This is a genomic window from Pseudomonas serbiensis (genome assembly GCF_030580745.1).
Taxonomy (GTDB): Bacteria; Pseudomonadota; Gammaproteobacteria; order Pseudomonadales; family Pseudomonadaceae; genus Aquipseudomonas; species Aquipseudomonas serbiensis.
Window position 1 is genome coordinate 15,000 of sequence record NZ_JAUQOO010000003.1, and the last position, 14,674, is coordinate 29,673.

Sequence of the window (14,674 nt, forward strand, 5' to 3'; positions counted from 1 at the left end):
GTGAACGTATCGCTACGTCGAAAAATTAAAGACTGGCCACCGCCGCCGAAAGCGCCCGGCCGAATATACCGGCCACTTCGTCGATCTGCTCGGCCGTAATCACCAGCGGCGGCAGGAAGCGCACGACGCTGCCATGGCGACCGCCCAGTTCCAGAATCAGCCCACGCTTGAGGCATTCACGCTGTACCAGCGGTGCCAGGCGGGCAAATACCGGTGGATGCCCAAGTGCATCGGGTGCGCCGTTCGGGTCCACCAACTCGACACCGAGCATCAGCCCGCGACCGCGAATATCCCCCAGTTGCGGGAAGTCGCGTTGCAGGTCGCGCAGGTGCCGGGTCAAACGTGCGCCCACAGTGTTCACGTGTTCACAGACGTTGTGTTCCTTCAGATAACGCATCACCGCCGAACCAGCGGCCATGGCCATCTGATTACCCCGGAATGTACCGGCGTGAGCGCCCGGCTGCCAGGCATCCAGCCATTGGCGATAAACCACCACCGCCAGCGGCAGGCTGCCGCCGATGGCTTTGGACAGCACCACCACATCCGGGATGATCCCGGCATGCTCGAAGGCAAACATCTTGCCGGTGCGGGCGAAACCGCTCTGGATTTCATCGACGATCAGGGCAATGCCAGCCTTCTCGGTGATGCGGCGCAGGCCGCGCAACCAGTCCAGATCCGCCGGAATCACACCGCCCTCGCCCTGCACCACCTCGACAATCACCGCAGCCGGTAGCTGCACCCCGGCTTCGGGATCGTTGAGCAGGTTTTCCAGGTAATGCAGGTTGGCCTTGACCCCTTGCGCGCCACCCAGACCGAACGGGCAACGGTAATCGTAAGGGTATGGCATGAACTGCACGCCGGAGCTCAGCAAGGCACCCAAGGGTTTTTTCGGTCCCAGGCTGCCCATCAGGCTCAAGGCTCCCTGACTCATGCCGTGATAACCGCCCTGGAACGACAACACCGTGCTGCGCCCGGTTGCGGTACGCACCAGTTTCAGGGCGGCTTCCACAGCATCGGTGCCGGTAGGGCCGCAGAACTGGATTTTCGCTTCCTGCGCCAGTTCCTGCGGCAGAAGACCGAACAGGTCCTGGACGAACTGGTCCTTGACCGGCGTGGTGAGGTCCAGGGTATGCAACGGCAATTCGTCGCTGATGACTTGCTGGATAGCCTCGATCACGACCTGATGGTTATGACCCAAAGCCAGGGTGCCAGCACCCGCCAGGCAATCGATGAAGCGACGCCCTTCGACGTCCTCGACATGAATACCCTTGGCGCGTTTGAGTGCCAGGGGAATACGTCGCGGATAGCTGCGAGCGTTGGACTCCTGGCGGTTCTGGCGGGCCAACAATGGCGATTCGTCGAACTGGTAAAGCTTCTCGGCAGGCTGCGGGGCGACCGGTGCCGGCTGATCTTCAATAAACCTGGTAGCGACTGACATCTGTGCAACCCTCAATACGCTGTCGATAAGCGAAATCCGTAAGTGGCCTGATACACACGTGCATCAGGCATTTATTCCTTCATTGAAAACGCGCCAGAGGCCTGCGGATTTACACCCCGTAACAGCTTTTTTATCCGCAGAGCCTTCAGCCCGACGAGAGGCGAATCACAACCCTTCCAGTTCAGCCATCAGGTCCGCAAGCCGGTCGAATTTCTGTTCATCGACCTTCTGCCCGCCAAGACCTTCCAGATGCCCGGCCAACCCTTGAATGGTGTTGAACTCGAACATGGCACGCAGCGGTACATTGCGTTGCAACAGCTTCTGCGCACGGGTCACCACCTGAGTTGCCAGCAGCGAATGCCCACCCAACTCGAAGAAGTTGTCGGTGATCCCGACACGCTCGACTTTCAACACATCGGCCCAGATCGTCGCCAGTTGCTGCTCCATTTCGCTCTGCGGTGCCACGTAGTCGTTCTGCACCTGGCTGACATCCGGCTTGGGCAGAGCCTTGCGGTCCAGCTTGCCGTTCGGGGTCAGCGGCATGGCCTCCAGCATCACCAGATGGCTTGGCACCATGTAGTCCGGCAGGCTGGTCTTGAGGTGGCTTTTCAGTTCGTCGCGCAGCAAGTCCGGGTCCTGAGCATTGCCACGCGGCACCAGATACGCCGCCAGCACCTTGCCCAACGGTCCGTCGATATCCAGCACCACCGATTCACGAATCGCTTCGTGCTCCTGCAGGCGGGTTTCGATCTCGCCCAGCTCGATGCGGTAGCCACGGATCTTCACCTGATGGTCGACCCGGCCCACGTACTCCAGCACGCCATCTGCACGTCTGCGCGCCAGGTCGCCGGTGCGATACAAGCGCTCGCCGGTTGCACCGAACGGGTTGGGCACAAACACCGGCACGGTGCGCAGCGGGTCGCTGACATAACCGCGACCGACACCGGTCCCGGCCACACACAGCTCACCAACCGCACCCAGCGGCACCAGATCCAGAGCCTCGTCGAGCAAGTACAGACGGTTGTTGTCCGTTGGCGTGCCGATGGGCAGGTAGGTGCTGCGAGTCGACTCCGGATCGACGCGGAAGAACGCCACGTCGTCGGAACATTCGGCAGGCCCATAGGCGTTGACCAGCCCGATATCCGGGTAGCGTTGCAGCCATTGATTAGCCAGTTCCGGCGGCATTGCCTCGCCGGTCGGCAGCATCCAGCGCAGGCCATCGAGGCTTGCGCGCTCCTCGGCCAGCAGCCCTTGAATCAGGGACGGCACGCTTTCCAGCACGCTGATGCGCTGGGCCTGCACATGACTCAGCAAGGCCTGCGGATCACGGGCGATATCGTTTGGAACGATGTCCACCCGCGCACCGAACAATGGCGCTGCCAGGAACTGCCAGACCGAAATATCAAAGCTCTGCGAAGCAGTCTGGGCGATCACGTCAGCATCGCTCAGGTTCAGGTAAGGCACCTTGCTCAACTGGTTATTGAGCATGCCGCGTTGCTCGACCATCACGCCTTTGGGCAATCCGGTGGAACCCGAGGTGAAGATCACGTAGGCCAGATTGTCCGGCGCGCTGTATCGACCAGGATTGTCCTGCGACAGCTCACTCTGCTGCACCGTTTCCCAGACCAGTAAACGTGGACGACTCGCTTCAGCGATATCGGCCAGCAAGGCCTCGGCCTGGTCACGACACTCGGCACTGCACACCAGCACCGGCGTGCGGCTTTGCTGAATGATGCCACTCAGACGCTGGTTCGGCAGCGCCGGGTCCAGCGGCAGATAACCGGCACCGGCCTTGAAGCTACCGATAATCATGCACAGCAGTTCCGGGCCACGCTCGGCCAGCAGCGCAATCGGCTGATCGAAACCGGCTCCGGCCTCGATCAAGGCATGGCCAAGACGGTTGCTGAGTGCGTTCAGCTCGGCATAGCTGTATTGGCGATCCAGGCAACTGACGACGGTACGCTGTGGATGGGCCGCGACCTGCACCTCGAACAGCTCGGCATAGCTGCGCTCCAGCGGATAGTCATGGTCGCTCCTGTTGCAGCCATCGAGCAGGAATTCGCGTTCCGTTTCACTGAGCAGCGCCAGCTCGGACATATCGCCATGGAAGCCTTCGATCAAGGCCAGCAGCAGGCGCTTGAACTCGCCGAGCATGCCTTGCACCGTGGTTTCGTCGAAGTAGCGCTGGTCATAGGACAGATGCAGCCCCAGGTCATCGCCGGGGTAACACACTGCCGTGAGCGGATAGTTGGTGTGGGTACGGCCTGAATCCGAAGTGGCATTGAGGCTTTGCGCACGGTCCAGCACCGAGACTTCAACCGGCGCGTTCTCGAACACGAACAGGCTGTCGAACAACGGCTGGCCCTTGGGCAGCTCGCTGTTTTCCTGGATGGTCACCAGCGGCAGATACTCGTACTCGCGCAGCTCCATGTTGCTTTCCAGCAAACGGTTCAGCCACTGGCGAACACTGCAACGCTGGTCATCCTGCGGCAAGCCCACGCGCAGGGCGATGGTGTTGATGAACAGGCCCACCGTGCGCTGCATCTGTGGCATTTCCACCGGACGCCCGGCCACGGTCACACCGAACACTACGTCCCGGTCACCGCTCATGCGCCGCAGGGTCAAGGCCCAGGCCGCCTGGGCAAAGGTGTTGATGGTCAGTTGATGCTGCTGAGCCAGTTCGCGCAGTCGCACACCATCGGCCACATCCAGACGGGTGTAGCAGTCGCCCACCACCATGCCGCCACTGTCACCGGCATGTTCGCGCAGGAACGGACGATCGCTCGGGATCGGCGTCGGACGCTCGAAGCCCTTGAGGTTCTGCCGCCACCAGTCACGGGCCTGAACCAGACCACGACGCTGCAACCAGCCGATGTAATCGCGATAGCGCGGCGGCGCGGCCAGTTGCGCCTCGCGGCCTTCGCCCAGCGCGGTGTAGATGTCGAAGAAGTCGTTCATCAGCAACGAGCGGCACCAGGCATCGATCAGGATGTGGTGGTTGCTCATCATGAACCAGTAGCGCGCCTCGTCTACACGAATCAGACGCAGGTGGAACGGCGGCTGGTTGAGCAGATCGAAACCGGCCTCGCGTTCGGACTTGAGCAGGGCTTGCAGACGCGGCTCCTGCTGGTCCTGAGCCACATCGCGCCAGTCCAGATAGTCGATGGGCGTGTTGCCGGGTTTGTGAATGACTTGCAGCATGGTTTCGCCGATATCCCAGCAGAACGAGGCACGCAGGGCTTCGTGACGGGCAATGACTGCCTGCCAGGCCTGGGCGAAACGTTGCGGGTCCAGCTCGCTGTTGATGCGATAGCGATCCTGCATGTAATACAGACCGGTGCCCGGTTCCAGCAAGGTATGCAGCAGCATGCCTTCCTGCATCGGGGTCAGCGGATAGACATCTTCGATATGGCTCGCCGGAACCGGCAGCGCATCCAGATGCGCCTGATCCAGAGCAGCCAGCGGGAAGTCCGAAGGTGTCAGGCCGCCGCTGCCATCTGCCAGACAATGGGCAATCAGCGCCTGCAACTGCGCCAGATAAGCCTGTGCCAGTTCAGTAATGGCCTGGGTCTGGTAACGCTCGCCACTGAAGGTCCAGCGCAGCACCAGTTCGCCGCCGTACACCTGACTGTCGATGCTCAACTCGTTAGGCAGTGGCGCATGAACGTCATGGGCTGCACCCGCCGACTCTTCCTGCGGACGGAACAAGGCATCGCTGCCAAAGCTCTGGTCGAATTGCCCCAGGTAGTTGAAGGTGATCGGCGCGACCGGCAAGGCTTGCATTGCAGCGCGGCTGTTGCCATCAGCCAGATAACGCAGCACGCCATAACCCAGGCCCTTGTGAGGAACCTGACGCAATTGCTCCTTGATCGCCTTGATCGATGCGCCCGGCCCAGCCTCTTCGGCCAATCCAGGCGTCAGGCGCAGTGGATAGGCACTGGTGAACCAGCCCACGGTACGGGTCAGGTCGATTTCGTCGAACAGGGTTTCGCGGCCATGGCCTTCGAGCTGAATCAACGCCGACGCCTGCCCGCTCCAGCGGCAGACCACCTGTGCCAGCGCGGTCAGCAGCAGGTCGTTGACCTGAGTCCGATAAGCGCTCGGTGCCTGCTGCAAAAGCTGTCGGGTACTTTGCGCATCCAGACGCACACTGACGGTCTGTGCATGAATATTCTGCTGACCACCCTGCGGATTATTGCAAGGCAATTCAGCACCCGGCCCGCTGAGCTGACGCTGCCACCAGGCCAGCTCCTCGCGCAAGGATTCGCTGCCGGCGTAAGCCTGTAGACGCCCGGCCCAGTCACGGAAGGCGCTGGTCTTGGCTGGCAGTTTGACGGTTGCGGCATCGACAAGCTGGCGATAGGCAACTTGCAGATCGTCCAGCAGCACGCGCCATGAAACGCCATCGACAACCAAGTGGTGAATGACCATCAGCAGGCGCTGCTGGCCCTGCGGCCCATCCACCAGCAAGGCACGCAACAGCGGGCCGCTTTGCAGATCCAGGCTGCGCTGGGTGTCCGCAAACAGTGCGGCGCATTCGCTCATATCGGAAACACGCGCTTGCAGCAGCAGGCTTTCACCGGTGACAGCACGGTGCTCGGCCTGCCATTTTCCGGCGTTGTCCCGGAAGCTCAGGCGCAAGGCATCATGTTGTTCAAGAATCGCCCGCAGAGCCTGTTCGAGATGACGAGGTTCCAGAGCCGTGGTCGGCTCCAGCACCAGCGCCTGATTCCAGTGCTGACGCTCAGGGATCGGCGTCTCGAAGAACCAGTGCTGAATCGGTGTCAGGGCCGACTCGCCGGTCAACAGACCTTGCTCGGCCTGAACCAGTTCGCTGGTCGTCGCAACAGCAGCCAGGGTCTGGACGGTCTGGTGCTGGAACAGGTCGCGAGGGCTGAAATGAATCCCGGCCTGACGCGCACGGCTGACCACCTGGATCGACAGGATCGAGTCGCCGCCCAGCTCGAAGAAGTTGTCGTTGAGGCCGACTTTTTCCACGTTCAGCACAGCACACCAGATACCCGCCAGGGTCTGCTCCAGTTCACTGGTGGGTGCCACATAACTCTGACGATTGAGTTCCGGGTCCGGTGCTGGCAAGGCACGGCGGTCAAGCTTGCCATTGGCGGTCAGCGGCATGCTGCCCAGCAGGATCAGATGCGTGGGCACCATGTAATCCGGCAGTTGCGCCTTCAAGTGCGCCTTGAGCGACTCGCGCAGTTGCGCCTGTTGCTCCTCACCCTGCCCGGCCACATCCGTGACCAGATAACCGGCCAGTTGCTTGCCCGCTGGCGTATCCAGAGCCAGCACCACGGCTTCGCGGATGGCTTCGTGTTCCAGCAGACGGGTTTCGATTTCGCCCAGTTCGATACGGAAACCGCGGATCTTCACCTGATGGTCGATCCGGCCCAGATACTCCACCAGACCATCGGCACGCTGGCGCACCAGATCGCCGGTGCGATACAGACGCCCGCCATTGCCACTGAACGGATCGGCGACAAAGCGCTCGGCGGTCATCGCCGCCCGCTCGTGGTAGCCCTGAGCAAGACCGGCGCCGCCGACATACAGCTCACCGGTCGCACCCTGGGGCACCAGCGCCAGATCGGCATCGAGGATGTAAGCCACCCGAGCGCCCACCACGCTGCCGATCGGCACGCTGGCTTCGCCTTCTTCCAGCCAGGCCGGTGCCAGACTGGCCAGCGGCATGACCACGGTTTCAGTCGGACCATAGGCGTTGAAGAACAGTTCAGGCTTGAACACCGCACGAATACGCTGCAAATGCTCACCGGTCAGCGCCTCGCCACCGGTGATGCACATGCGCACCGGCAACGTCTGGCCCTGAGTCGAAAGCCATTGCGCCAACTGGCTGCCATAGCTTGGGGTGAAACCGAGAATGTTCACGTGCTGACTGCGGATCAGTTCGCAGATTTCTTCGGCGTCCCATTGCCCCTGGGCACGCAATACCACCCGCGCCCCGCTGAGCAGTGGCACCAGCAGACGCTCGGTGGCTGCGTCGAAGTTGATCGAATAGAAATGCAGCTCACAGTCATCGGGACGCATCTCGAAGCGGCGAATCACCGCCTGACAATGCATGGCGATTTCACCGTGTGACACCACCACGCCCTTGGGCTTGCCGGTGGAGCCAGAGGTGTAAATCAAGTACGCCTGATGCTGCGGCAGGCTGATGAACGGCAACTCGCTCGCCGGGTAAGCAGCCAGCGCGGGCAAGTCATCTTCCAGGCACCAGCGACCGACGCCCGCAGGCAGTTCGCCCAAGGCCTCGAACAAGGCGGCATTGCTCAACAGCAGGCCGACGCCGCTGTCTTCGATCATGTATTGCAGGCGCTCCAGCGGGTACTCCGGGTCCAGCGGCACATAGGCGCCACCGGCCTTGAGGATCGCCAGCAGGCCGACCACCATATCCAGCGAGCGCTCCAGCGCCAAGCCGACACGCACTTGCGGGCCAACACCACGCTCGCGCAGCATCCAGGCCAGACGATTGGCGCGGCCCTCCAGTTCGGCATAGCTCAGGGTTTCACCGGCGAAGGTCAAGGCCGGTGCGCTCGGGCGTGCTTTGGCCTGTTCGGCAAACAGGCTGTGGATGCACTGATCCAGACGCTGTTCACCCGCTTCGACACCCAGGCTGTCGAGCAACTGCTGACGCTCGGCGTCCTGCAACAGCGGCAGTTCGCTCAAGCGCTGCGCCGGATCGGCCAGCAAGGCTTGCAGCAGGTTTAGCAAGTGCCCGGCCATTTGCGCGATACGCGGCTCGTCGAACAGATCGGTGCTGTAGGTCAGGCAGCAACCCAGACGATGATCCAGTTCGGTGACTTCCAGGTTCAGGTCGAACTTGGTGGCCCGGGCATCGTTGACCAGATATTCGACAGTCATGCCTGCCAGTTCGCGGCTCTGCTGGAATTCCCAGCGTTGCACGTTGCACATCACCTGGAACAGCGGGTTATAAGCCGCGCTGCGCGGTGGTTGCAGGGCTTCCACAAGATGGTCGAACGGCAAGTCCTGATGGGACTGACCTTCGATGACCGTGTGACGAACCTGCTCGAACAGTTGCTCGACACACATCTGCCCGTCGAGCTGGACGCGCAGCACCTGGGTGTTGAGGAATGCACCTATCAGCCCTTCGCTTTCCGGGCGAATCCGGTTGGCAACAGGAGCGCCGATGCGCAGATCGTTCTGGCCGCTGTAACGGTAGAGCAGCACCGCCAGAGTAGCGGTCATGGTCATGAACAGGGTCAGGCCATTATTGGCGTTGAAAGCCCGCACGCGAGCGGCCAGTTCATCGCTCAGATCAAAGCGATACAGCTCGCCCTTGTGGCTCTGCACCGGCGGACGCGGACGGTCGCTCGGCAATTCCAGCAGCGGATGCTCGTTGCCCAGTTGCGTCGTCCAGTAATCCAGTTGGCGCTGACGCTCACCCGCTTCCATCCACTGACGCTGCCAGACGCTGTAATCCAGGTATTGCACCGCCAGAGGCTCCAGCGGCGAAGATCGACCTTCAAGGAAAGCTTCGTAGAGCAAGCCCAGCTCACGGGCGAAGATATCCATCGCCCAGCCTTCGGTGACGATGTGGTGCAAAGTCAGGACGAAGTAGTGTTCCAGTTCGCCAGCCCGAACCATGCAGGCACGCAGCAGCGGGCCGGTTTCCAGATCGAAAGGCTTGTGCGCTTCGCTGTCGGCGAATTCTTGCAAGCGACGCTGACGGGATTCGCCTTGCAACGCCGAGAAGTCCTGCCATTGCATGCGCAGGCCGGTTTCCTCGGAGACTTTCTGGCACGCCACGCCATTGACGCTCGGGAAAGTAGTGCGCAGGGTTTCGTGGCGCAGGATCAGGGCCTGCAATGCGGCCTCGAAACACTCGATGTTCAGCACGCCGTTCAAGCGCGCCATGCCGCCCACGTTATACGCCGGGCTGTCCGGCTCCATCTGCCACAGGAACCACATGCGCTGCTGGGAATAGGACAGCGGCACTGGCTGGTTGCGGTCGATCCGGGCAATCGGCTGCTGGCTGTTACGGGCACCGGACGCCTGAATGGCCTGGACCTGTTCGACAAACGCCCCCAGCTCACTGGCCTCGAACAGCGCACGAAGCGGCAGTTCGATATCGCAGACCTGACGAACTCTGGAGATGATCTGGGTAGCCAGCAAGGAGTGGCCGCCCAAGGAAAAGAAGTCGTCGCGCAGACCAATGCGCGGCACGCCCAGGACTTCGCGCCAGATACTGGCGACCTGTTTCTGCAAGGCCGTTTCGGGCTCGACATGTTCACGGCTCTGCCAGACCGGCTCGGGCAAGGCACGACGATCCAGCTTGCCGCTGGGGCTCAGCGGCATGCTGTCCAGACGCACCAGTTGCGCAGGGACCATGTACTCAGGCAGCTCAAGGGCCAGCGAAGACTTGATACGCTCGATCTGCTCGGCCTCGGCTTCCTGTTCCAGCGCTGCCGTGTAGTAACCGATCAATTGCGGGCCGGAGGCGGTTTCACGCACCAGTACCGCGGCCTGGCCAACACCTTCCTGAGCCAGCAAACGGGCTTCGATTTCCTGAGGCTCGACACGGAAGCCGCGCAGTTTGACCTGCTGGTCCAGACGCCCCAGATACTCCAGCGAGCCGTCCGCCGCCCAGCGCACCAGGTCACCGGTACGGTACAGGCACGCGCCCTCTTCACTCGCCGGATCGACGATGAAACGTTCGGCCGTCAACCCCGGACGCCCCAGGTAGCCACGGGCCAGACCGATACCGCCGATGCACAATTCACCCGCCACGCCACGGGGCAGCGGATTCAGATCGCTGTCCAGAACCCGGCACAGCACGTTGCCCAGCGGTCGGCCAATCGGCGAGCGCTCGCCATCCGCCAACTGACAGTGCCAGTGAGTGACGTTGATCGCGGTTTCAGTCGGGCCATAACGATTGTGCAGTTGCACATTCGGCAGTTGCTCCAGCACCCGGTTGCGCAGTTCGGCAGGCAGCGCTTCGCCACCAGAGAACAGGCGACGCAAGCTGCTGCACTGCTGTGCCAGCGGCTCATCGATGAACAGTTGCAGCAGCGGCGGCACGAAATGCAGCGTGGTGACGCCGTATTCCTTGATGCGTTGGGCAATGCGATGCGGGTCGCGATGCTCGCCGGGATCGGCCAGCAACAGGCGGCAGCCGGTGATCAGTGGCCAGAAGCATTCCCACACCGAAACGTCGAAACTGATCGGTGCCTTCTGCATCAGCACATCGGTTTCGTCCAGTGCGTAAGTGGCCTGCATCCATTGCAGGCGCTCGGCCAGTGCGGCATGGGTATTGCCCACACCCTTGGGTTGGCCGGTGGAGCCGGAGGTGTAGATCACGTACGCCAGGTTATCGCCATGCAGGTGCAGGCCCGGCGCGCTGACAGGCCAGTTTTCCAGATGCAGGGTGTCCATGACGATGGTGCTGACGCCTTCGGCGCTCGGCAGATCGCCCAGCAAATGGCTTTGGGTCAGCAGCAGCGCAACGCCGCTGTCGGCGAGCATGTAGGCCAGTCGCTCGGTCGGATAATCCGGGTCCAGCGGCACATAGGCGCCGCCAGCCTTGATGATCGCCAGCAGGCCGATCAGCAGTTGCGGCGAACGCTCGGCTGCAATCGCCACCTTGACGTCCGGGCCGACGCCCTTGTCGCGCAGGTAGTGGGCCAGACGGTTGGCCTGGGCATGCAGGCTGGCAAAGTCGAGGCTGCCGCCGTCCCACATCAGGGCAATGCGCTCCGGGGTCTGGCGGGCCTGAAGGTTCAGAAGCTCCGGCAACCATTGTCCGGCAGGTGCGCAAGGCGCAGCGCCCCAACGGGCCTGCTCGGCCAGATCCTCGGTGCTGAGCAACTGCACATCGCCCAGAACGATATCGGTCTGCTCGCAGACTTGAGTCAACAGACGCACGAACTGCGCGGCCATGCGCACAATGGTTTCACGCTCGAACAGCTCGTCGGCATAGTCGAAGGACAGGTTCAGCCGACCGTTGCGGTCCTCTTCACTGTGCAGTTGCAGGTCGAACTTGGCTTCACGGCTGTGCCATGGCAGTTCTTCGGCCAGCAGACCCGGCAGACGACGCAAGGCGCTCAGGTCCCGCTGCTGATGGTTGAACAGAACCTGGAACAGACCGTGCTCTCGGGCCTGAGGGAACGCTTCCACCAGTTGATCGAACGGCAGGTCCTGATTGGCCTGGGCTTCCAGCGCCGCCTGACGGGTTTGCGCCAGCAGCGAGGAAAATGGCAGGCGCGAATCCAGTTGCGCACGCAGCACCAGAGTGTTGATGAAGAAACCGATCAGGCCCTGGGTTTCATGACGCGGCCGGTTGGCACCTGGCACACCGATACGAATATCGCTCTGCCCGCTGTAGCGATGCAGCAGGCTCTGGAAACCGGCGAGCAGCAGCATGAACGGGGTCGACTGATAAGCCTGAGCGGCCTGCTTTACTGCGGCGCTCAACTCGTTGTTCAAGCGCAGGCTGTAACGCGAAGCGCTGTGTTGCTTGCGGGCCGAACGCGGATGATCGGTGGCCAGAGCCAGGGTCGGTTGCTCGTCACCCAGTTGCGCTTTCCAGTAATCGAGCTGACGCTGAGCCTCGCCACGGGCCAGCCATTCACGCTGCCAGTGGCCGTAATCGGCATAACGCAACGACAGCGGCGCCAACTCCAGCGGCTGCCCCTGAATGGCAGCAGCGTACAGGCGCGAGAATTCGTCGATCAGCACATTCAGCGACCAGCCGTCGGCCACGATATGGTGCAGCGTGACCAGTAACTGATGCTCCTCATCGTCCAGCTTCACCAGCGTGACGCGCAGCAACGGGCCAGTTTGCAGATCGAAAGGCAGGCGTGCCTGTTCTTCGCGGATAGCCAGGGCACGGGCCTGACGCTCTTCGCCGGACAGGTCGCTGATATCGATCACCTGCAACGAAAACTCGCTGACCGGATCGATACGCTGCAAGGCCACGCCGTCCTGCTCGTAAAAACGGGTGCGCAGGGATTCATGACGCTCGATCAGGCGCTGGAAACTGCTACGCAGCGCGGTGGTGTCCAGTTCGCCACGCAGGTGCAGGCCACCGGGAATGTTGTAGGCACTGCCTTGCGGGTCCATTTGCCATAGGAACCACAAGCGGTTCTGGGCCAGGGATTGCGGCAGCGCCTCGTTACCCGGCAAGCGGGCAATGCTGTCTTGTGTCTGGCCATCGCGTTGCAGCACTTCGATCTGTGCAACCAGCGCCGCCAGGGTCGGAGCTTCAAACAACAGGCGCAGGTTCAGTTCGATACCCAGCGCTTCACGCAGACTGGCGACCACCTGGGTCGCGACAATCGAGTTACCGCCCAGCAGGAAGAAGTGATCATCGGCGGCCACCTCTTCCAGTTGCAGGTGTTCACACCAGATTTTCACCACCTGCGCCTGTAGATTGGAGCTGGAAGCCGAAGCCGCTTCCCTGGCAGCCACTATGCTTTCAGGGAAGACCGCATAACTGTCCAGGCTGCCGTCGGCCAGTCGGGTGCGGCAGGCGGAACGTTGCAGTTTGCCGCTGGAGGTCTTGGGCAAGGCACCCGGATTGAGCAGCACCACCACACTCGGTGCTTCCTGGAAGGCCTCGGCAACAGCCTGACGAATCATCTTGATCAGCGTCTCGGGAGCCAGGGTTTTCTGCACGCTGCGACCGACTTCCGCCGCGATGCCGATGCCTTCACTGCCTTGCTGGGTCACGGCGAACGCGGCAATCCGGCCTTTGCGCACCACATCCACGTCACGCTCGACAGCCTTTTCGATGTCCTGGGGATACAGGTTGTGGCCGCGCACGATCAGCATGTCTTTCAAGCGACCGGTGATATACAGCTCGCCATGGCGCAGGAAACCCAGGTCGCCAGTACGCAGCCAGGTAAGGCCTTCATGCTCGACAAAGGTCTTGGCAGTGGCTTCGGGGTTGCGCCAATAGCCATGGGCGATGCTCGGACCACAGGCCCAGATTTCACCGACGCTGTTTTCACCCAGCACGGCAAGGGTCTGCGGGTCGGCAATCAGCACGCCGTGTTCAGGCTGGCTGGTCCCGCAACTCATGACCGGGTTGCCATCCCCCGGCTCGGCAATATTGCGCGCCAGTGCTCGCTCATCCAGACGCAGGGATGGAATGCCCTTGCCGCGTTGACCACCAGCCACGAACAGGGTGGCTTCGGCCAGGCCATAAGAGGCGAAGAAGCTGTCTGGCGTAAAACCGCAGACGGCAAACTTTTCAGCGAAACTGTCCAGGCTGTCCTGGCGAATCGGCTCCGAGCCCGAATAGGCCACACGCCAGCGGCTGAGATCCAGACGTGCCAGCGCCGAATCACTGACCCGCGAACTGCACAACTGATAGGCGAAATCCGGGCCGCCGCTGATGGTGCCGCCGTATTCGCTGATCGCTTCCAGCCAGCGCAATGGCCGAGTCAGGAAATAGGCAGGCGCCATCAACACGCAAGGCACACCGCTGAAAATCGGTTGCAGCAAGCCGCCGATCAGCCCCATGTCGTGGTACAGCGGCAGCCAGCTGACGATCACATCATCAGGATTGAGATCGATACCGAAGCCGTGACGGATCAGCAGTTCGTTGGCGACCAGATTGCCATGGCTGACCTGAACGCCTTTGGGCAAGGCGGTGGAACCGGAGGTGTATTGCAGGAAAGCGATATCGTCGCTGTTCAGGGCAGGTCCCTGCCAGCCTTCGGCGATTGCGCTGTCGAGGGTGTCGACACACAACAGTTGCGGGGCATTGGCAGCCGCCAGCTCATCCATTTGCAGCAAGGCCGTGCGCAGGTCCGAGCCGGTCAACAACAGGCGCGGCTCGGCATCGGCGATGATCGACAGCAGACGCTCCTGGTGATGACGACGATTGGATTCCGGCGGATAAGCCGGCACCGCAATCACACCGGCATACAGGCAGCCAAAGAATGCTGCCACGTAATCCGGCCCGCTGTGGAACAACAGAATCGCACGATCACCAGGCTCGGCCCGGGCTTTCAGCGCGGCGGCGATGGTCCGCGCACGCAGGTCAAGATCATGGTAGGTCAGCACGATGCCCTGGTCTTTTTCGTCAGTGAGAAAACGCAGGGCCAGTCGGTCCGGCGTCTGCTCGGCGCGACGCTGAAGGGCTTGTGCCAGGGTATCGGGGAGTTCAAACGCATCCATGATGAGGTTCCTGCTGTATTCGGCTTGCCAAATGAGGTCTGGATTTCAAGAAAAAACGCGCGTTCT

General features: G+C 61.9%; 2 protein-coding genes. Both read right to left on the bottom strand.

Annotation, left to right across the window (positions count from 1 at the left end; genetic code table 11):
• Nucleotides 1-25: 25 nt before the first annotated feature.
• The gene (locus tag Q6A51_RS05020) at nt 26-1,438 is read right to left on the bottom strand and encodes an aspartate aminotransferase family protein (protein WP_201018584.1); all 1,413 of its coding nucleotides are present in this window, start codon (nt 1,436-1,438) and stop codon (nt 26-28) included.
• Nucleotides 1,439-1,603: 165 nt separating this feature from the next.
• Complete coding sequence (locus Q6A51_RS05025; protein WP_304574249.1) at nt 1,604-14,608, bottom strand: non-ribosomal peptide synthetase; 13,005 nt, start codon at nt 14,606-14,608, stop codon at nt 1,604-1,606.
• Between the last annotated feature and the right edge of the window lie 66 nt (nt 14,609-14,674).